This is a genomic window from Lentzea sp. NPDC006480 (assembly GCF_040611995.1).
In the GTDB taxonomy this organism is placed as follows: domain Bacteria; phylum Actinomycetota; class Actinomycetes; order Mycobacteriales; family Pseudonocardiaceae; genus Lentzea.
The window spans coordinates 22,447-42,282 of the sequence record NZ_JBEXPJ010000013.1 but is presented as its reverse complement, the minus strand read 5'-3'; the positions used below and the strand labels follow the sequence as shown (position 1 = coordinate 42,282).

General features: G+C 68.0%; 21 protein-coding genes and 2 riboswitches. Of the genes, 8 read left to right on the top strand and 13 right to left on the bottom strand.

Translation table 11 applies throughout. The features are described from left to right. Positions 1–81 precede the first annotated feature (81 nt). A complete protein-coding gene (locus ABZX92_RS07945) occupies positions 82–906 on the bottom strand; it encodes a hypothetical protein (protein ID WP_355555236.1) in 825 nt (274 codons plus the stop codon). Next, positions 903–1,400: a SigE family RNA polymerase sigma factor gene (locus tag ABZX92_RS07940; RefSeq protein ID WP_355555234.1), complete on the bottom strand. Its 498-nt coding sequence runs from the start codon at positions 1,398–1,400 to the stop codon at positions 903–905. Before ABZX92_RS07940 ends, ABZX92_RS07945 begins: the two co-directional genes overlap by 4 nt. A 191-nt stretch (positions 1,401–1,591) precedes the next feature. Between ABZX92_RS07940 and ABZX92_RS07935 the strand changes: the two genes are divergently transcribed. The 4 genes from ABZX92_RS07935 to ABZX92_RS07920 all read left to right on the top strand — a co-directional run bounded on the left by ABZX92_RS07935 (position 1,592) and on the right by ABZX92_RS07920 (position 5,326). After that, positions 1,592–2,776 (top strand): metallophosphoesterase, encoded by a 1,185-nt coding sequence (locus ABZX92_RS07935; RefSeq protein WP_355555232.1) that lies wholly within the window; start codon positions 1,592–1,594, stop codon positions 2,774–2,776. Positions 2,777–2,884: 108 nt separating this feature from the next. Then, complete coding sequence (locus ABZX92_RS07930) at positions 2,885–4,051, top strand: type III PLP-dependent enzyme (RefSeq protein ID WP_355555230.1); 1,167 nt, start codon at positions 2,885–2,887, stop codon at positions 4,049–4,051. A gap of 34 nt (positions 4,052–4,085) precedes the next feature. Then, positions 4,086–4,481 carry an adenosylmethionine decarboxylase gene (gene speD, locus ABZX92_RS07925; RefSeq protein ID WP_045314466.1) on the top strand — a complete coding sequence of 132 codons (396 nt, stop codon included), beginning with the start codon at positions 4,086–4,088 and terminating at the stop codon, positions 4,479–4,481. Positions 4,482–4,510: 29 nt separating this feature from the next. Beyond that, the gene (locus tag ABZX92_RS07920) at positions 4,511–5,326 is read left to right on the top strand and encodes a spermidine synthase (protein ID WP_355555336.1); all 816 of its coding nucleotides are present in this window, start codon (positions 4,511–4,513) and stop codon (positions 5,324–5,326) included. Positions 5,327–5,500: 174 nt separating this feature from the next. On the opposite strand, the gene ABZX92_RS07915 is transcribed toward ABZX92_RS07920, so the two are convergent. From ABZX92_RS07915 to ABZX92_RS07905, 3 genes are all read right to left on the bottom strand, one after another. Beyond that, positions 5,501–7,549, bottom strand: coding sequence for a prolyl oligopeptidase family serine peptidase (locus ABZX92_RS07915; protein ID WP_355555228.1), 2,049 nt, complete (start codon positions 7,547–7,549; stop codon positions 5,501–5,503). 372 nt (positions 7,550–7,921) lie between these two features. Further along, positions 7,922–8,695 (bottom strand): DUF1295 domain-containing protein, encoded by a 774-nt coding sequence (locus tag ABZX92_RS07910; protein ID WP_355555226.1) that lies wholly within the window; start codon positions 8,693–8,695, stop codon positions 7,922–7,924. After that, positions 8,692–9,918 carry a cyclopropane-fatty-acyl-phospholipid synthase family protein gene (locus tag ABZX92_RS07905; RefSeq protein ID WP_355555334.1) on the bottom strand — a complete coding sequence of 409 codons (1,227 nt, stop codon included), beginning with the start codon at positions 9,916–9,918 and terminating at the stop codon, positions 8,692–8,694. The genes ABZX92_RS07910 and ABZX92_RS07905 overlap by 4 nt, the downstream gene beginning before the upstream one ends. Before the next feature lie 159 nt (positions 9,919–10,077). Here ABZX92_RS07905 and ABZX92_RS07900 point away from each other — a divergent pair, with 159 nt between their 5' ends. The 4 genes from ABZX92_RS07900 to ABZX92_RS07885 all read left to right on the top strand — a co-directional run bounded on the left by ABZX92_RS07900 (position 10,078) and on the right by ABZX92_RS07885 (position 12,818). After that, on the top strand, positions 10,078–10,755 hold the full coding sequence (locus ABZX92_RS07900; RefSeq protein WP_355555224.1) for a hypothetical protein: 678 nt from the start codon (positions 10,078–10,080) through the stop codon (positions 10,753–10,755). Positions 10,756–10,954: 199 nt separating this feature from the next. Further along, on the top strand, positions 10,955–11,569 hold the full coding sequence (locus tag ABZX92_RS07895) for a TetR/AcrR family transcriptional regulator (RefSeq protein WP_355555222.1): 615 nt from the start codon (positions 10,955–10,957) through the stop codon (positions 11,567–11,569). Continuing rightward, positions 11,554–12,174 carry a VC0807 family protein gene (locus ABZX92_RS07890; RefSeq protein ID WP_355555220.1) on the top strand — a complete coding sequence of 207 codons (621 nt, stop codon included), beginning with the start codon at positions 11,554–11,556 and terminating at the stop codon, positions 12,172–12,174. Before ABZX92_RS07895 ends, ABZX92_RS07890 begins: the two co-directional genes overlap by 16 nt. After that, complete coding sequence (locus tag ABZX92_RS07885; RefSeq protein ID WP_355555218.1) at positions 12,171–12,818, top strand: SDR family oxidoreductase; 648 nt, start codon at positions 12,171–12,173, stop codon at positions 12,816–12,818. Before ABZX92_RS07890 ends, ABZX92_RS07885 begins: the two co-directional genes overlap by 4 nt. Here the strand turns inward: ABZX92_RS07885 and glyA are convergent, their stop codons facing one another. The 8 genes from glyA to ABZX92_RS07845 all read right to left on the bottom strand — a co-directional run bounded on the left by glyA (position 12,819) and on the right by ABZX92_RS07845 (position 19,801). Next, positions 12,819–14,084 carry a serine hydroxymethyltransferase gene (glyA, locus tag ABZX92_RS07880; protein ID WP_355555216.1) on the bottom strand — a complete coding sequence of 422 codons (1,266 nt, stop codon included), beginning with the start codon at positions 14,082–14,084 and terminating at the stop codon, positions 12,819–12,821. It lies immediately after the preceding gene. A 13-nt stretch (positions 14,085–14,097) separates the two neighbouring features. After that, entirely contained in the window at positions 14,098–15,192 is a 1,095-nt protein-coding gene (gene gcvT / locus ABZX92_RS07875) for a glycine cleavage system aminomethyltransferase GcvT (RefSeq protein ID WP_355555215.1), read from the bottom strand. A gap of 96 nt (positions 15,193–15,288) precedes the next feature. Then, positions 15,289–15,380: riboswitch (glycine riboswitch) on the bottom strand. Continuing rightward, positions 15,381–15,471: riboswitch (glycine riboswitch) on the bottom strand. A 45-nt stretch (positions 15,472–15,516) separates the two neighbouring features. Then, positions 15,517–15,819, bottom strand: a complete 303-nt coding sequence (locus ABZX92_RS07870; RefSeq protein ID WP_355555214.1) for a DUF3817 domain-containing protein — start codon at positions 15,817–15,819, stop codon at positions 15,517–15,519. 14 nt (positions 15,820–15,833) lie between these two features. Then, a complete protein-coding gene (locus tag ABZX92_RS07865) occupies positions 15,834–16,217 on the bottom strand; it encodes a hypothetical protein (RefSeq protein WP_355555212.1) in 384 nt (127 codons plus the stop codon). A 150-nt stretch (positions 16,218–16,367) separates the two neighbouring features. After that, positions 16,368–16,862 (bottom strand): hypothetical protein, encoded by a 495-nt coding sequence (locus ABZX92_RS07860; RefSeq protein ID WP_045318190.1) that lies wholly within the window; start codon positions 16,860–16,862, stop codon positions 16,368–16,370. Between the two features lie 164 nt (positions 16,863–17,026). Further along, on the bottom strand, positions 17,027–17,224 hold the full coding sequence (locus ABZX92_RS07855) for a hypothetical protein (RefSeq protein WP_355555210.1): 198 nt from the start codon (positions 17,222–17,224) through the stop codon (positions 17,027–17,029). Between the two features lie 319 nt (positions 17,225–17,543). Next, a complete protein-coding gene (locus tag ABZX92_RS07850; protein ID WP_355555208.1) occupies positions 17,544–18,668 on the bottom strand; it encodes a CaiB/BaiF CoA-transferase family protein in 1,125 nt (374 codons plus the stop codon). Next, on the bottom strand, positions 18,665–19,801 hold the full coding sequence (locus ABZX92_RS07845; RefSeq protein ID WP_355555206.1) for an acyl-CoA dehydrogenase family protein: 1,137 nt from the start codon (positions 19,799–19,801) through the stop codon (positions 18,665–18,667). The genes ABZX92_RS07850 and ABZX92_RS07845 overlap by 4 nt, the downstream gene beginning before the upstream one ends. Positions 19,802–19,836 lie beyond the last annotated feature (35 nt).

Here is a 19,836-nt window from a genome sequence, read left to right as displayed (position 1 = left end):
CACTCTACCTGCCAAAACACCCGAATAGAGCAACGAGAGAGAGCGGCCACAAACGTGACCGCTCTCAGCACAACAGACCACTCAGCCGCCGACGCGGAACCGCGGGTCGGTCGCCAGCCCGGCCAGCTGTTGCTCGGTGAAAACCGGCACGTCGAGTTCCGGATATTCACCGCCGTTGTACTTGTCGTCCTGCGCGATCGTCACGACCGTGCCGTCCAGCGCGCGATAGGTCGCCCACTTGTCGAACTGGTCGCGGTCGCTCGTGTTGTGCCGCACGACTCCGACCCGCAGGCCGCCGACGTCCAGCACCTGGCACTCGCCGCCCATGCCCCAGAACGTCTTGGCCAGCTCGCACGGTTCGTCGGGCAACGCCGGGTTGGGCGTGGACACCTCGGCGAGCAGCCAGCCCACCTTGCCGTCCTTGCGCATCGGTGTCTGGGCCGTGTACTCCCAGACCTCGGGGGTCTCACCGCGGTCGGACGCCACCTGCCCCTGGGTGGTCTGCATGTCGCGCCCGCCGGCGGACTTCAGCTGGACGGCCTCGTACCCCGGCGGCACAACGCCTTTCAGCTCTTCGAGCAGCTTCTGCGCCCGGTCCGCCTGCGGCCCGCTGGTGGCGGTGCGATCGGTCTGGCCGGCGGGCCACTTCGGGCCCCACACCGAAGTCGGCAGGATCTTGCCGGCACCCGCCACGACGTCCCGGCGCAGACCGGGGTTCACCGCCAGAGCCGTCCCCACACCGAGCCCCACGACGAGCACCGCGACGGCAGCACCCACCAGGGAGGCCCTGCGCTTCGACCTGGCCCGGTGCGCCACGCCGAGAGCCTGGCCGGGGTCCATCGGCGGCGGCGGGCTGCTCGCCACCAGCACGTGCTCGAAAGCGTTCCTGAGGTCCTGTTCGTTCATCGAACCCTCTCCTGCTGTGAGAGCAGGCCGCGCAGCGTCTGCAGCCCCCGCGCGGCCTGGCTCTTGACCGTTCCTTCCGAACATTTGAGGACGACTGCCGTCTGTTCGACCGACATGTCCTCCCAGTACCGCAGGACGAGGCACGCGCGCTGCTTCGGAGGCACCTTCGCCAGCGCCTCCAGCAACACCATTCGGTCCTCGGGGTGGGGGGCTGACGGAGCCGCCGAGTCGGCCGGCTCCTCGGCCGTCGACTCGAACCGGAACCACCCGCGCCGTCGCTCGGACAGGAACGTCCGCACCAGGATCTGCCTGGTGTAGGCGTCCAACGCCTCGTGCCGCTCAATGCGGCGCCACGCCAGATAGAGCTTCGTGAACGCCTGCTGCACGAGATCTTCCGCGCGATGCCAGTCGCCGCACAGCAGGTACGCCGTGCCGCGCATGGCGTCGGAACGGGCCGCGAAGTACTCCTGGAACGCGGCGTCCCGGTCACTCATCAGATCTCCCCCTGTCTGCGGGTACCGGGTTACTCACGCCACGTGTGCGCCGCCGGGTTGCATGACCTGGGGGAGTTTTTTCGGCGATCGGGCAAGGTCAGGGTGCCACCGGCGGTGACGGCTCGCGTGCCGAAGGTGAGCGCGCGGCTCCGGCGATCAAGCCTTCAGGTGGGAAACGCATACTTGATGTCGTGATCTTCCTGTTGCTCCTCGGAGTCCCGGTCGCGCTGGGCCACCTGTACCTGTGGCGCCGGCTGGTCGTGGACACGACGCGCCCCCGCACGCTCGGACGCCGCGTCGGCACGTCGGCCATCGTCGGGGCGTTCGTGCTGCTGATGAGCACACTGGTGGTGACGCGACGGGTGCCGCCGGAGTTCGGGAAGTTCTTCGCCTGGCCGGGGTTCGTGTGGCTCGCGGTGCTCTTCTACCTGGCCATCGCGCTCGGCATCGCGGAGATCCCGCGGCGAATCCTGCTGAAGCGGGCCACTCTCGCTCCCGTTGCCGTTGGCGCCGGTCCTGACCCCGTCGAACCGGTCGAGGTCGTGCCGGATCCCGGTCGCAGGCTGTTCATCTCGCGGTCGGTCGCCATCGGTTCCGGCATCGCGGCGGGCAGTGTCGTCGGCTACGGCATGACGCAGGCGTTGGGGGCACCGCAGCTGCTGCAGGTCCCCGTCACGCTGAACAAACTCCAGAAGTCCATGTCGGGCTTCCGGATCGCGGTCGTGAGCGACATTCACCTCGGGCCGCTGCTCGGCCGTGCGCACACCGAGCGGATCGTGCGGATGATCAACGAGCAGGAGGCCGACCTCGTCGCGATCGTCGGCGACCTGGTGGACGGCACGGTCGCCGAACTGGGCGAGGCCGCGGCGCCGTTGCGGGACCTGGTGTCCAAGCACGGCAGCTACTTCGTGACGGGCAACCACGAGTACTTCTCCGGCCACGAGCAGTGGATCTCCGAGGTCGAGAAGCTCGGCGTGAACCCGTTGCGCAACGAGGGTTTGACCGTGGCCGGTGGACTGGAGCTCGCCGGTGTGAACGACGTGACCGGGAAATCCTACGGCGACGCACCGGACTTCGAACGCGCTCTCGCGGGCCGCGACAAGAACAACCCGCTCGTCCTGCTGGCGCACCAGCCGGTGCAGGTGGCCGACGCGTCTTCACACGGCGTCGACCTCCAGTTGTCCGGTCATACACACGGTGGACAGATGGTGCCGTTCAACTTCGTCGTGCCGCTGCAGCAACCCGGTGTCGCGGGGCTGTCGAAGGTGGACGACACGTGGCTCTACGTCAGTCGTGGCGCGGGTTTCTGGGGTCCTCCGGTGCGCGTGGGCGCTCCTCCCGACATCACGATGATCGAGCTTCGTTCTGCTGGCTAAATCACACTCGCGCGGACTGGATTGCGCGATTGCGGTGTGGAGGCCGTAGAGTGGACGGCCGTGCCCGCGTACGGACCGCGAGGCGGATGAAGGGGGACTCCTGGGGAAATGACCGAGAGCTTCGCCGTTGATCGGCGCAACGAGGCAGAGGCTCGTATTCGGCGTTTCCTGGACCAGGAGAACCCGTCGACACCGTGTCTGGTGATCGACCTCGAGACGATACGTGCGCGCTACCAGGCAATTCACGCGGCACTGCCGTCCGTCGACATCTTCTACGCCGTCAAGTCCAACCCGGAGTCGGCCGTGGTCGGCACGCTCGTCGCCGAGGGTGCGCAGTTCGACGTGGCATCGCCCGCGGAGATCGACTTGTGCTTGGCGCAGGGCGCTTCGCCCGCGTCGATCTCGTACAGCAACCCCATCAAGAAGGCCGCTGACATCGCGTATGCCTTCTCGCGCGGGGTGCGACTGTTCGTGTCGGACAGCGAACAGGACGTGCGTTTCGTGGCCGAGCACGCGCCCGGTTCGTCCGTGCTCGTGCGAATCCTTGTACACAGCAAGGGTTCCACGTACCCGTTCGGCAACAAGTTCGGTTGCGATCCCGAGATGGCGACGGACCTCTTGCGGCTGGCGCACGAGTTGGGACTCGTTCCTCTTGGCGTCGCGTTCCACGCCGGTTCGCAACAGCTCTCGGTCTCCGGCTGGGACTCCGGCATCGCCGACGCCGCTTTGATCGCGTCAAAGTTGCGTGCGGAAGGCATCGAGACCACCACCGTGAACTTGGGCGGCGGCCTTCCCGCGGTGTATCAAGAAGACACGCCGACGCTGGAGGCTTTCGCCGCCGCCATCGAGGCTTCACTCGCGCGACACTTCGGTGAAACACGCCCGCGAGTGATGATCGAACCCGGCCGCGCGATCTCCGCCCAGGCCGGGATGATCCGCTCGTCCGTCGTCCTCGTCTCCCGGAAGTCCTATTCGGACGAACGGCGCTGGGTGTACCTCGACATCGGCCGCTACCAGGGACTCGCCGAGACCGAGGGCGAGGCGATCGCCTACGCGCTGCGAACCTCGCGCGACGGCGGCGAAACCGGCCCGATCGTGCTGGCCGGCCCGACCTGCGACGCGGACGACGTGATCTACCAGCACACCCGCTACGACCTGCCGCTGGACCTCGCGGCCGGCGACCACGTGGACATCCTCTGCGCGGGCGCCTACACCTCCTCATATTCGTCCGTGTGCTTCAACGGCTTCCCGCCGCTAGCCACGTACTGCGTATAAGCCCGTTCGCAATTCACATAGTTTGGAGTGATTGATGTCCGAAGCGCCCTGTCAGACCGAGGAAACCGTCGGTTTGTTCGCGGGACAGCACGTACTTGCAGAGCTCTCGGGTGTGAGCGCGGATCTGCTCGACGACGAGCAGTTCCTCCGACACGCCCTTGGTGAGGTTCTCACGCAGGCCGACGCAACGGTGCTGGAGGTGATCTCCAAGAAGTTCGATCCTCAAGGAGTCACCGTGCTGGCTCTGCTGTCGGAGTCCCATGCGTCGATCCACACGTATCCCGAAGTGGGGTCGGTGTTCGTCGACGTGTTCACCTGCGGTACGCGTGCCAAGCCCGCGCTGGCCGTCCAGCTACTCGCTGACGCCCTGGGCGCCGCTCACGTGAGCACGGACCTCGTCACTCGAGGCCTCAAGGAGCACGCCGCGTGAACACGATCAACGAACCGCTCGCCGACGGCATGACCCGCCACTGGCAAGTGGACGAGGTGCTGGTCGACACCAAAACCGACTTCCAGCACCTGGTGATCGCCCGCACGGCCCAGGGCATCTCCCTGTTCTGCGACAACGACCGCCAGTCCACGGAGTTCAGCCAGCTGACCTACCACGAGGCCCTCATGGTCCCAGCGCTCCTGCTGGCCGACCAGGTGGACCGCGTGCTGGTCATCGGCTCCTCCGAAGGCGTCGTCTGCCAGATGGCCGTCCAGCACGGCGCGACCGTCGTCGACCACATCGACATCGACGAGCAGGCCGTGAAGCTCTGCGCCGAGCACCTCCCCTACGGCTACACGGCGGAGGAGCTGGCTGCGGCGGAAGAGGGCTCCGGCCCGATCCGCGTGCAGTACATCGACGGCTTCGAGTACATCCGCACGACGTCCGAGAAGTACGACATCGTGCTGGTGGACCTCCCCGACGAGCGCGAGGAGGAAGCCCAGCACAACCGCTTGTACGGCGCCGACTTCCTGCGCATGTGCAAGGCCCTGCTCCGCCCCGGCGGCGTGGTGGTCAACCAGTCGGGCTGCCAGACCATGTGGCGCAACACCACCCTGATCCGCTCCTGGCAGCGCTTCAACGAGGTGTTCGACACGGTCGCCTACTACGGCTCGGACGAGCACGAGTGGGCCTACCTGTTCGGCCGCGCGGACGTGGTCGAGGACCCGACCGCGCTGATGGTGGAGCGCCTGAAGACCGCGGGCTACCAGCCGGAGTCGATCGACGACCTGGCCCTGCTCGGCAACAGCATTCCGCCGTACCGGGTCCGTCAGTCACTGGCCTAGGTTCGGCACTGAAGGGGCGCTTTCCACCTGGGAAAGCGCCCCTTCGCTATTTTTTGAGCGCCACGTCGACGACACCCAGCACGACCGTGTTGAGCCGGAACCCGGCCGGACTGGAAACGCGGTTCCAGGCGAGGGCTGGCGACGTGGATCGCCTGGGCCGGCTCTACCCCACCCTCAGCTGAGCGCCTGCCTGAGGAAGTCCACCTGCAACAGCAACAGATTCTCAGCAACCTGCTCCTGCGGCGTCATGTGCGTGACCCCGGACAACGGCAGCACGGTGTGCGGCCGCCCAGCCGCCAGCAACGCGTTCGACAACCGCAACGTGTGAGCAGCCACCACGTTGTCGTCAGCCAACCCGTGAATGATCATCAACGGCCGCGACAGCTTGTCCGCGTCGTCGATGAGCGAGTTCGAGTCGTAAACTTCAGGCTTCTCCTCTGGATGCCCGAGGTACCGCTCCGTGTAGTGCGTGTCGTACAACCGCCAGTCGGTGACCGGCGCCCCGGCGATCCCGGCGTGGAACACATCAGGCCGACGCAGCACAGCCAGCGCCGACAGATACCCACCGTAGGACCAGCCGCGGATCGCCACGCGCGTCAGGTCGAGATCAGGCTCCACAGCCGCGGCGGCCTGCAGGGCGTCGACCTGGTCCTCCAACGTGGCGCCGGCGAAGTCGTAGGCGATCGCGCGTTCCCAGGCTAGCCCGCGCCCCGGCGTCCCCCGCCCATCGGCGACGATCACCGCGAAACCCTGGTCCGCCAGCCACTGCGAGGCCAGGAACGCGTTCTGCGAAGACACCACCCGCTGAGCGTGCGGCCCGCCGTACGGGTCCATCAGGACCGGGAGCTTGGTGCCCGGCCGGTGGTCGCGCGGCAGCAGGAGGGCAGCCCGAAGCCCCCGCTCCCCCAGCGTCAGCAGGCGCGGGGCGGCCTTGAGCACCGGGGTGTCGGCCCACGACTCGATCTCGTGGTCGCCGACGGTGGCGCGCACGCCAAAACGGTCCAAAGTGGCCGATGCGAGCACAACCGTGTCGCCGCCCCGAATCGCGGTGTGCACGCCGTCCTCAGCGGACAGTCGCTCCACCTCGGCGCCAACCGAGTAGACGTGAGTCTGCGTCGGGTCGTCACCAGAAGCGGCGACCAGAATCGACTCGTCGGAGATGTCGAGCACCCGGCGGACCTGAATCCCGGACGTCACCACGTCGTCGCCGACCTGAAGCGCGTACTCGTCGCCGGACGCCACGATCCGCACCAGCCGGCCGTCCGGGGTCCAGGCCGGAGCCCCGCCGGTGACCTCGACCCACACCGGGTCGGTCTCGACAGCGAGCTCGGACACCGAACCGGTCTCGGGCGCCAGCGAGTAGATCCGGCGAGTCCGCTGGTCACGGCTCTGCGTGGTGATCAGCGGCGCCCCACCGGACGACCAGTGCACGTCGTTGAGGTAGTCGAACTCGAGCAGCACCGGGACGAACGTGCCGTCCAGCGACACCACGTGCAGCGACACGTTCGCGTTAGCGGTGCCGGCGGCCGGGTAGGCGATCTCGGTGGCGGCCGTGGCCGGGTTCGCCGGGTCGGCGATGTACCAGCGCTGGACCGGGGCGTTGTTCACGCGCGCGGCGATGAGGCGGGTGCCGTCCGGCTCCCACCAGTAGCCGCGGTAGCGCGACATCTCCTCGGCCGCGATGAACTCGGCCAGGCCGAACGTGACGTCCTCGCCGTCGGGCACGGCCACGGCGAAGTCGTCGCCCGACTCCAGTTCGACGACCCGGAGCGTGCCGCGCGTGACATAGGCCACACGCGCGCCCGTCGGGTCGACGCGCGGGTCGATGACCCCGCCCCGGGTCGGCAGCTCGCGGACGGCACCTTTCACCAGGTCGGCCACGAACAGGCGGCCGGACAGGGCGAACGACGCGACCGTCGCGTCCTTCGACAGCGCGTACCCGACGATGCCCGCGCCGGACTCCCGCGTGCGCTCACGGCGGGCCTTCTCCTCGGCAGGCAGGTCCTCCGGGTCGGTCAGCAGCTGGGCCGGGTCGGCCAGCAGCCGTTCGACGCCGGTGGCCACGTCCAGCTCCCACAGCCCGTTCGCACGGCTCGTGGCCGTGGCCGGGCGCAGGAAGAAGACACGTGCCCCGTCTGACGACACCGCGAAGGTCCTGGGTGCGCCTACGGTGAACCGCTGGGTGCGCGCCTGTTGGCGCGGGAAGGAGATGTCGTTGCCCACCCGCCCACACTAACCCGAGGCCCTGCTCACGACCGGTGCGGCGAGGCACGCGGGCTGGCGCGATACAGACCAGGCGGGGGTTGCGAACCACCCGGCGACACTGCACCCCGCGCCGCGCACCACGCCCACTCCGCGCACCACGCACCACGCACCACGCACCACGCACCACGCACCACGCACCACGCACCACGCACCACGCACCACGCACCACGCACCACGCACCACGCACCGACGATCCTGGCGCGGTGCGCCCACAAGCCTGATGCATCCACGGCACCACAACCCGACACCCCGCACGCTCAGCTCGCAACCAGCATCGCAAAACACACAGGCAGGCCCAGGTGCAGACCAGACGGGGGTTGCCGACGCCCGCTACCGCCTCGCCACCTTGCGCGGCGGAAGCGGCACGAACCCGCTCGTACGCCGGACGTACTCGGCGTAGCCGGGGCGGCGCGACACGATGTCCTTCTCCAGCAACGGTTTGCCCGTGCCCTTGGCGAGCAGCAGCGTCATGATCACCGGGCCGACGATCGTGAGCGCGGACAGCCACGAGTGCAGCGCGAACAGGTACAGGCCCCACCACACGACAGCGTCGCCGAAGTAGTTCGGATGCCTTGTGTAGTGCCAAAGTCCGCGATCCATCACGGCGCCGGAGTTCGCCGGGTCCGCCCGGAACCGGGAGAGCTGCCAGTCGCCTACGGCCTCGAAGGCGAAGCCGACCATCCACACGCCAGTGCCCACCCAATCCAGCACTCCGAACGGGGCCGAAAGATGCTGCGCGGCCTGCACCGGCAGCGACACGATCCACATCAGCACGGCCTGGATCAGGTAGACGCGGTACATCCGCAGGCGCGGATTTCCCTTGGCACGCCTCAAGATGTCCTGATATCGCGGGTCTTCGTCCTTGCCGGAGTTGCGCACGAAGATGTGCACTCCCAGGCGTACGCCCCACACCGCGGTGAGCCCGGCGACCACCCACTGCCGACTTGGTTCGCCCTCCGCGAACAGCAGCGTGACCACCGCGATCACCGCGAAACCCGGGCCCCACGCCGAGTCGATCAGGTCGTAGCGCTTGCGTGCGTCCGCGTACAGGAAAAGGCCGCTGAGCAGCACGAACACGACCAGGAAGCTGATCAGGTAGCTCATCGCGCCACCAGCTCACGACGCACCCGCGGCATGCCGCTGCGCCCATGTTCGCTCCTGCGCACCGCCAGGATCTGGTCCACGCCCATCCGCCCTTCCTCGAAGGTCAGCGCACCACCCGCGAGGTACAGCCGCCACACGCGCGCTTGCCCCTCGCCGACCAGCGCGACGACCTCGTCCCACCGATCTTCCAGTGTCTGCGCCCACGCCCGCACGGTCCAGACGTAGTGCTCCCGCAACGCGTGCACGTCCCGGATCTCCAACCCCGCACCTTCGAGAAATCCTGTCGTGGCACTGACCGGTCGCATGTGCATGTCCGGCGCCACGTACGACTCGATGAACGCACCACCGCCGGGCGCGTTGTGGCCACGCGACATCTGCTGCAACAGCAACCGTCCCTCGGGCTTCAGCAACCGGTACAACGTCGCGGCGTACGTCGGGTAGTTGCTCTCACCGACGTGCTCGCCCATCTCGATGGTGGAGATCGCGTCGAACGGTTCGTCGAGCACCTCTCGGTAGTCCTGCAACCGCACCTCGACCCGGTCCTGCAAGCCTTCCGCGGCAACGCGTCCGAGGATGTGCTCACGTTGCTGCGCGGAGATCGTGACGCCGACGGCGTGCACGCCGTAGTCCCGGGCCGCGTGGATGATCATCGACCCCCAGCCGCAGCCGACGTCCAGCAACCTCATCCCCGGCCGCAGGTCGAGCTTGCGGCACACCAGATCCAGCTTGTTGTGCTGCGCCTGGGCCAATGAGTCCTCGGCGGACGTGAAGTACCCGCACGAGTAAGCCATGCTCGGATCGAGCACGAGCTGGTAGAACGCGTTGCTCAGATCGTAGTGGTGCGAAATGGCGTCCCGGTCGCGCGCCTTGGTGTGCAGAGCCCCGCGCAACCGCGCCTCCTCGCGAGGCGCCGACGGGTTGGGACCCAGCACTTTCAGTTGCAATGCAAGTTTCACGACCTCCGCCACCCGAGGCCGCCGCGTGACCCCGCGCCGCACGAGCCCCCAGACCTGCGCGAGCCCGTCCGCGAGATCACCCTCCACGTCGAGCTCCCCGCTCACGTACGCACGCGCGAGGCCGAGCTCGTTCGGACTCCACACGAGCCGCCGCAGCGCATCACGGCTGCGGATCACGAGCACCGTCCCGTCCTGCGGCCCGGCCACGCTCCCGTCCCACGCCCGAATTCCGATCGGCAACGCCGAACCCAGCACCCGCTCGGCCATTCCTGCCAGCTGACCAGCGACGACCACCCTGCACCTCCCGCTCAACCTGGCTCCGCCAGACGTTCGGGACACGAAGAGGTTCGGTTCGTTTCTGAACCGAGACGCAACCACGCCCGTATGGCCTCGATAGAGCGACGACGGAACAAGGAGGACATGAGTGTGATCCGACGTAACCGCATTGCCATCGGGCTCGCCGCGGGACTGGCAGTTGTGCTGGGTCTGGGTGTCTGGAGTGCCACCGGCAGTGGCACGAACTCGAAGCCGGTGGCACAGACGGAAACCGACCTGGGGATCCTCGGCGACTACGGCGACTCGGGTCAAACCCCGGTACTCCAGGAGCCCGCTCAGGCACCCGCAACCCCTGCCCAGCAGGCAGCACCGGAAACCCCGACCCCGGCAGCGCAGCCTCCCGCCGCGCAGCCGCCGGCCGCCGCTCCGGTCAGCTCGTTGAAGCTGGTCGGCAAGGTGGTCGACAAGATGGGCATGGTCGTCCAGGACAGCGACGGCAACACGATGTACCGCTTCGACAAGGACACCCCGCAGCCGGAGACGAAGTCGAACTGCAACAACCAGTGCTCCGTGACCTGGCCGCCGTTCCTGTCGGAAACGGTTCCCCAGCTCGAGGGCATCGACCCGGCCCTGGTGAAGCTGATCACCCGCGCGGACGGCAAGAAGCAGGTCGCGATCGGCAACTGGCCGATCTACCGCTACTCGCAGGACCCCGGTCCCGGTAAGTGGAAGGGTCAGGGTGTCGGCGGCACCTGGTTCGTGATCCAGCCCGACGGCAAGCGCAACGTGGAATGCCTGCCCCCTGGTGTCACGGCTCCCGCTGCGTAACCCCACAGCATCCCGTTAGGACGGTCCACCTGAGACACACAGCAGTCTGAACGGACAGACCCCGGCCCTGGGGAAGGGGCCGGGGTTCCCGTCGTTTCGCTCTCGCTCCGCAAAGAGGGGCTCGCCTGGTTCAGGCGGGCCCCTCTTGCGTTCGTCTGGTAGCGTTTTTATCCAGCCAGATAAATTTTGGGGGAACCGCGTGGAGCACACCGGCAGAACGGCGGCGCGGCGGACGCAGATCGTGCGCGCGGCGATCGAGACCATCGCGGAACTGGGCTACGACCAGGCGACATTCGCCCGCATCACCGAACGAGCCGGGCTGAGCAGCCCGCGGATGATCTCGTACCACTTCGCGGACAAGAACGACCTGCTGCGGCAGGTGGTGATCGACGTCTTCACGGCCGCGGCCCAGGTCATGGGACCCGCGATGGTCGCGGAAGCCACCTGGAACGGCAAGCTGCGCGCGTATCTCACGTCGAACCTGATGTTCCTGCGCGAGCACCCGAAGGAGATCGTCGCGCTCACCGAGATCGGCCCGCACCTGCGCACGCCGTCCGGGGAGGGCTACACGAGCACGACCAGCCAGGACTTCAGCGTCACCGGCCTGGCCGAACTGCTCGAAGCCGGCCAGACAGCCGGGGAGTTCCGAGAGTTCGACACCCGCTCGATGGCCGTGCTGATCCGCGCGGCCGTCGACGCGGCCGCGCAACGCGTGCGCGACGGGTCCGACGTGGACCTGGACACCTACACCACCGAGGTGATCACCGCGATCGGCCTCGCAGTTCGTCTGGGGGACGAATGTTCCGGAAACTAGCGATCGACCTGCTCGTGCCCACGGGCATCTACTACGGCGCGAGGGCCGCGGGCCTGTCCCAGCTCTGGGCACTGGTGTTGAGCGGCGTGGTGCCCGCGGCGCGAGCTCTCTGGTCCGTGATCACCGAACGGAAGGTCAGCGGCCTCAACGCGTTCGTGCTCGGTGCGGTGGTGCTCGGCTTCGCGATGTCGTTCGTGACCGGGGAACCACGCGTGCTGCTCGTGCGCGCGGCATGGGGCACGGCGGCGTTCGGCGTGGTGATGCTGGTGAGCCTGTTCTTCAAGCGGCCGCTGCTCCACTCGATGGCGATGCTCGTGCTGGCCGAGGACAAGAAGCAGGTGTGGACGGAGAACTGGGAGAGGTACCCTGCGATCCGGCACGCGCTGCGCGGCTGCACCGCCATCTGGGGCGTGATCTTCCTGGCCGACACCGCGATCCGGGTCGGCATGGCGCTGACGTTGCCGATCGACCTGGTGCCGGTGCTCGACGACGTGCTCCTGGTGGTTCTGCTCGTAGTTCTCGTTGTGGTGCAACGGGTGTACTCGCGGACGGTCATGCGCCGGGCCGGTCTGCGCATCAACGGCGTGCACGTCAGCCAGGCATGATCGCCCTGGTCACCGGTGGCGCGCACGGCATCGGCGCGGCGCTGGTCAGGCGACTGGTCGGCAGGGGCGACGACGTCGTGGTCGCCGACGTCGATCCGGACGGGGAGCGCGGCAGCTTGTTCGTGCGGACCGATGTGCGCTCGTACGAGGACAACGAACGGGTCGTGGCCGCTGCTGTCGGACGGTTCGGGCGCCTCGACATCGCGGTGTTCAACGCCGGTGCCGCCGGACCGCGCTCCTTCAGCGTTTCCGGCTACCGCGACGCCATGCGGATCAACCTCGACGCGGTCGTCTACGGCATGGCCGCGTGCTCCGGGGTGCTGAGCGGCTCGGCGCTCGTGATGGCGAGCATCGCCGGGCTGACCGGCTCGCCCGACGTGTACTACGCAACGGCGAAACACGCGCAGATCGGGTTGGTGCGGTCGATTTCGCAGACCGCACCGGGTTATCGGATCAACGCGCTGTGCCCCGGCTTGGTCGACACGCGGGCAGTGGCGGCGTACCGGTCAAAGCTGGTGGCGGCGGGACTGACGCTCGCGTCACCGGACGAGGTCGCCATCGCCGCCGAGACAGTGCTGGGCGACCGGCGCACCGGCCAGGTGTGGTCGGTGCAGGCCGGTCGCCCGGTCGAACTCGTGCCCTGATCAGAGAGTGCTGTACAGCGGGTGCTTCGCGGCCAGCACCTCGACGCGAGCACGCAGCTCTTCGATCGCGGCACCCGGCTTCAGGGCCTCGGCGATCACGTCGGCGACCTCGATGAAGTCCACCTCACCGAAGCCGCGGGTCGCGAGCGCCGGCGTGCCGATGCGCAGGCCCGAGGTGACCATCGGCGGGCGCGGGTCGTTCGGGACGGCGTTGCGGTTGACCGTGATGCCGATCTGGTGCAGCACGTCCTCGGCCTGCTTGCCGTCGAGCTCGGAGTTCACCAGGTCGACGAGGACCAGGTGAACGTCCGTGCCGCCGGTCAGCACCTTCACGCCCGCGGCCGCGACGTCCGGCTGGGACAGCCGCTCGGCCAGGATCTTCGAGCCTTCCAGCGTGCGGCGCTGGCGGTCGGCGAACTCCGGCGAGGCGGCGTGCTTGAACGCCACGGCCTTGGCCGCGATCACGTGCTCCAGCGGACCACCCTGCTGGCCCGGGAAGACCGCGGAGTTGATCTTCTTGGCGATGTCCGCCTCGTTCGACAGGATCACGCCACCGCGAGGCCCGCCCAGGGTCTTGTGCGTCGTGGTCGTCGTGACGTGCGCGTGCGGCACCGGCGACGGGTGCAGACCGGCGGCGACGAGGCCGGCGAAGTGCGCCATGTCGACCATCAGGTAGGCCTCGACCGAGTCCGCGATCCGGCGGAACTCGGCGAAGTCCAGCTGGCGGGGGTATGCGGACCAGCCGGCGACGATCAGCTTCGGCCGGTGCTCCTGAGCCAGCCGCTCGACCTCGGCCATGTCGACGCGGCCATCGGAGTCGGCGACGTGGTACGGCACGACGTTGTAGAGCTTGCCGGAGAAGTTGATGCGCATGCCGTGCGTCAGGTGACCGCCGTGCGCGAGGTCCAGCCCGAGGATCGTGTCGCCCGGCTGCAGCAGCGCGAACATCGCGGCGGCGTTGGCCTGGGCGCCCGAGTGCGGCTGGACGTTGGCGAAACCGGCGCCGAACAAGGACTTGATGCGCTCGATGGCCAGGCGCTCGACGACGTCGACGTGCTCACAGCCGCCGTAGTAGCGGCGGCCGGGGTAGCCCTCGGCGTACTTGTTCGTCAGCACCGAACCCTGCGCCTGCAGCACCGAGACGGGCGTGAAGTTCTCCGAGGCGATCATCTCGAGGGTGCCCTGCTGGCGCGCCAGCTCGGCGGCAACGGCCTCGGCGACCTCGGGGTCGTACTCCGCGAGGGAGGCGTTGAACTGGTCGGACATCTGGAAGATCTCCCTACTTGGCGCGCTTGTAGAACGGAAGTGCGACGACCTCGACCGGCTGCTTCTTGCCGCGGACGTCCACCAGCAGTTGGGTGCCGGGCTCGGCACTCGCCTTCGACACGTAGGCCATCGCGACCGAGTAGCCGAGCGTCGGCGACAGGGCACCCGAGGTGACCTCGCCGACGACCTCCTCGCCGTTCAGCACCGCGTAGCCGTGCCGCGGGGCGCGGCGCTCGGGGGTCTTCAGTCCGACCAGGACCGAGTCCACACCGGACTCCGAGACCTTCGTCAAGGCGTCGCGGCCCACGAAGTCGCCCGGCTTGTCGAGCTTCACGACCCGGCCGAGGTTCGCGTGGTACGGCGTGAGAGAGGTCGTGAGTTCGTTGCCGTACAAGGGCATTCCGGCTTCGAGACGCAACGTGTCGCGGCAGCCGAGACCGCACGGCTTGAGCTCGTGCGCCTCACCCGCGGAGAGCAACGCCGCCCACACGGCAGGAGCGTCGGCGGGCGCGAGGAACAGCTCGAAGCCCTCCTCGCCCGTGTACCCGGTGCGCGCCAGCAGCGCGTCGACACCGGCCACCGTGGACGGGTAGGACGCGTAGTACTTCACCGTCGACAGGTCGGTGTCGGTGAGTCCGGAGAGGATCTCGACCGACTTCGGGCCCTGGATCGCGATCAGCGCGTACTCGGTCGAGGAGTCCGTTACGACGGTGTCGAACCCGGCGGCGCGCTCGACGAGACCATCCGCGACGACCTGAGCGTTCGAGGCGTTGGCGACGACCATGAACTCCTCGTCGCCCAACCTGTACACGATCAGGTCATCGATCACGCCGCCGTCGGCCTGCGTGATCATCGTGTAGCGAGCCTTGCCGACCGCCAGCGCGGAGATGTGGCCGACCAGCGCGTAGTCGAGCGCCTCGCCCGCCTGCGGTCCGGTCAGCACGATCTCACCCATGTGCGTGAGGTCGAAGAGGCCCGCGCTGGTGCGCACCGCGTGGTGCTCGGCCAGCTCGGACGAGTAGCGCAGCGGCATCCGCCAGCCCGCGAAGTCGGTGAACATCGCGCCGAGCTGCTCGTGCTCGGCGTTCAGAGGCGTGAGGCGGGACATCAGAACGCTCCTCCAGGGTGCGCCGAAGAGCCGGAGGGGGCCGGCTGAGGCAACAGAAGAATGACACGGTCCATCGGAGACTCCTCACTAGAGCGAGCCTCCCCCTCTGTCATGAGCCTGAGAGCTTCGCCGCGCAGAGCGCGACTTGCACCGTGGGCGAGGCGAAACCGCCTGCTTTTCAGAGTTGCCTTCGTCGTGCGGTACCTGTACCTGAGAGATTCCGGGGAGGAGTTGCTCCTTCGGCGCCCACACTCAAGTGAGCTCTCCCGCGCGACATCGACGGCCGTGTTCAGTTGGTAGCCCCAGACGCTAGCAGGCCAAACGTCACAGCGGCACGCCCAGCGCAGTCTTCTCGACCACCTTGCGCTCGGCCCAGAACGACAGGAACGGAATCGTCCCGGCGAGCAGCACGAGAGCGGTGCCCTTGATCGACCAGCGCAGCTTCAGCGCCAGGTCGACCGAAATCACCAGGTAGATGGCGTAGAGGAAGCCGTGGATCGGGCCGACGATCTTCATGAACTGGCCCATGTCCGCGGCGTACTTGAGCACCATGGCCACGCACAGCAGCAGCAGGAAGACACCGACCACGTAAGCCATGACCCGGAACCGGGTCAACGCACCCTTCATCTGCCCGCCTTCGCTCAACGACCGTCCCGCGCGTTGAGGTCCGCGAGCATGCGGTTGTAGGCCGCGAGCTCCGCGTCTTCCGGATCGTCGAAGTGCTCGACAGGCGCGGGTTTGACGGCGTCAACGGTAGTCACCGGCTTCGCGGTGGGTGCAACCGGCTCCGGTGCGGAGAGAGGCTCGTCACGATGCCGGCGCGCCAAGCGGCGGAAGCGCCACACCATGAAAGCCGGGAAGAGGCCGAAGAGCGGCCACTGGAGCACGTAACCGAGGTTCTGGAACGTGCCGCTGGCGGACTCGAAGCGCTGCCACTGCCAGTACGCGAGCCCGCAACAGGCGATCAGGGCCACCAGACAGGCAAACCCGATCAACACTCGCTGGGGAGTAAGGAGGCCGCGCACGGCCTCCACACTACTTGGAACAGGTCTTTCAGGGGGTCCGGGGGCCGCCCCCGGAGAAAGCACAGAACGAAGAAGCTTTGGCGAGCGCACTCCGCGAGCCCGCTTGTGAGTGGGTACAGGGCTGCCGCCTCCGACAGCCCGTTCCACTACTTACGCCACACCGTCCCGGCGCTGCCTCTGCAGACGTGCGACGCACCAGGCTGCGGCAGAACCGCGGCGAAGGTGCTGGAGAACCGTCATCGGACCCAAGCGCCGTCCGAGGTCGGCAGGAGTCAGGCCCGCCGCGCGGTAGTCGAGCGCGCGCTGGTCCAACGGGCTGATGCCCGCGTCCCACCACTGCTCGGCCTCGGCGACATCGCCAACCAGCTGCCAGTAGCTCGCTGCGGCAGCGAGCAACGCCTCGGGTGCCTCCGGCGCCCGCTTGCGCATCGCGGCCACGTAGGCCGGATCCGCCGAGTCGACCTTGACCAAGCCACGCGACGACCCGCCCCTGCCTCCCCGCTGCACGGGGATGCCTGGCGCCGAGGGGGGTGCCTCAGCGAGCCACGCGTTCTTGATCCGGTTCACCTCCTGCATCTCTGCGTCATCAGACCGTTCAGCCGCCCACTGCTGCAACAGCTCGTGGACCCCGGAGTCCTCGACCATATGTGCCTCCTCGTCGGTCGGGGATCGGCCATTGCAGCGGAAGGTATTCGGTAGGTCTGACAATCGCCAGACCCTGAATCCCCAGAACACCCGTTACCAGTGCGTGATTGGCCGCATTCCACCCATCCGGCTCAACCCGAACGGTCGTGTCTCACCGAGAGTCACTACCGGGTGGGGGTCGCTGTCCCGAAGAGGCTCCTGATGAAGGTGATGATCGACTCCGCGCCCTGACGCAGCCAGCCCAGAACCTGCTGGACCGCGGCAGCGGACTGCTCGGGCTGGGTGATCAGGAGGAACAGCACCAGCGCGACGCCCGCCAGCACTAGCACCTTCTTGAGGTTCACAGGTACCTCTCCGTCCATGTCGCTCACAGGTCAGGCGGCTGACCGCCCGTGTCACCCGTCATGGTCCCTCATTCACCCGGCTGATGAACAACGACCACACCGATCTGTCCCCAGGATCCACCAGCCACGCACGCCTGCGCGACGGGGAATGTCACCCGATTGGCGGCTAAAGAGGGTCCTCAACAGCGCCGATGTCCTGGGCACGAGGTGAACACGGGCTCCCTCGCATCCCACAGCTTGGACCAGACACTGTTGAACCGAGCCTCACCCGGATGCCGAACGGTCGGCATCACGCTCCGTCACCCCATCGTGTCTCTATTAATGCGCGCGCGAGCATTCATCCAATAACTCCTGACCGCCGCAGTTCCATAATTTGGGCATCCGCCACACCCATGTCGGCAAGCACTTCCGCGGTGTTCACCCCGGCCGAAACCGGAGGGGTCGGAACCGACGTCGGAGTCCGGTCGAACCGAGGAGCCGGCGCCGGGTGCAGCGACCCGGAGACGTCCACGAACGTCGCCCTCGCCGCGTTGACCGGATGCCGGGTCGCCTCGGCCGGAGTCAGCACCGGCGCCAGGCACGCATCGGTGTCCCGCGCGAGGTCAGCCCACTCGTCCCGCGTCCGCGTCTTCACCGCCGCCGCGATGCGTTCCCGCAGCTCAGGCCAGTTCGCCGGGTCGTTGCGCGTCGGTGCGTCCTCCAGGCCCAGCACGCGCACGAGGTCGGCGTAGAACTTCTCCTCCAGTGCGCCGATGGCCACGTACCTCCCGTCCGCGGCCTCGTAGACGTCGTAGAACGGGATGCCGCCGTCGAGCATGTTCTCGCCGCGCCCGCCCTGCCACATCCCGGCGCTGCGCATCCCGTGCAGGAACGTCGTCAGCAACGCCGCCCCGTCGACCATCGCGGCATCCACAACCTGGCCACGTCCGGAGCGCTCCCGTTCGTACAGCGCGGCGAGCACGCCGACGGCCAGCAGCAGCCCTCCCCCGCCGAAGTCGCCGAGCAGGTTGATCGGGAACGACGGCGGCCCGCCGGCCCGTCCGAGCGGCTCCAGCGCACCCGCGACGGCAATGTAGTTGATGTCGTGCCCGGCCCGGTCCGACAGGGGCCCGTCCTGGCCCCAGCCGGTCATGCGCCCATATATAAGGCGCGGGTTGCGGGCGAGGCACTGCGCCGGACCGATGCCCAGCCGCTCGGTCACGCCCGGCCGGAAGCCCTCCACCAGCACATCCGACTGTTCGACGAGCTTCAGCACCAGCTCAGCGCCCTCGGGCTTGCGGGTGTCGATCGCGACGGAGCGCCGGTTGCGGGTCAGGAAGTCGCCGGGGACCGTCGGATGACTGCCCGGCTTGTGCACCTGGATGACGTCCGCGCCCAGGTCCGCGAGCACCATGCAGCCGAACGGCGCGGGCGCGAGACCGGCGAGCTCGACGACGCGAAGTCCTGCCAGAGGTCCCGTCACAGGGACCTCGCGATGATTTCCTTCATGATCTCGTTCGTGCCGCCGAAGATCCGCTGGACGCGGGCGTCGGACCAGGCACGCGCGATCGGGTACTCGTTCATGTAGCCGTAGCCGCCGAACAGCTGCACGCACTCGTCGACGACCCTGCCCAGCCGGTCGCTGGCCCACCACTTCGCCATCGCCGCGGTCGGCACGTCCAGTTCGCCGCGCAGGTGCTTCTCTATGCACTCGTCGACGAACGCCCTGGTCACAGCCGCCTCGGTGGCGCACTCGGCGAGCTTGAACCGGGTGTTCTGGAACTTCATCAGCTCCTTGCCGAACGCCGTGCGCTCCTTCACGTACTTCAGCGTCACGTCCACGGCCGCCTCGATGCCGGCGATGCAGCAGACGCCGATGATCAGGCGTTCCTGCGGCAGCTGCTGCATGAGCTGGATGAAGCCGAGCCCCTCGGAGGCACCCAGGAGGTTCGCGGCGGGCACCTGGACGTCGTCGAAGAACAGCTCCGCGGTGTCCTGTCCCTTCATGCCGACCTTGTCGAGCACGCGGCCGCGCCGGATGTCGTTCTCCACGACGATCAGCGAGATGCCCTGCGCGCCCTGGGCGGGGTCGGTCTTGGCCACCACGATCACCAGGTCGGCGTGCACGCCGTTCGTGATGAACGTCTTCGAGCCGTTGATGACGTACTCGTCGCCGTCCCGCACGGCCTTCGTGCGGATGCCCTGCAGGTCCGAGCCCGCGCCGGGTTCGGTCATCGCGATCGCGCCGACGTACTCGCCGGACGCGAGCTTGGGCAGCCAGCGCCGCTTCTGCTCTTCCGACCCGTAGGAGTTGAGGTAGTGAGCGACGATCCCGCTGTGCACGCTGTTGCCCCAGGCGCTGTCACCGGCGCGTGCCTGTTCCTCCAGCAACACGGCCTCGTGCGCGAACGTGCCGCCGCCGCCCCCGTACTCCTCGGGAATGCTCAGGCACAGCAGGCCGACCTCCCCGGCGCGGCGCCACAGGTCGCGGTCGACCTGCTTCTGCTCGGCGAAGCGCTCCTGGTGCGGCGCGACCTCCTTCTCCATGAACGTGCGGGCGAGCTGGCGCAACTGGTCCAGGTCGCTGTCCATCCACCGCGATCGACGCTCTGCCATGCGTTCCACGAAACCACCCGGCCGTGATCCACGCC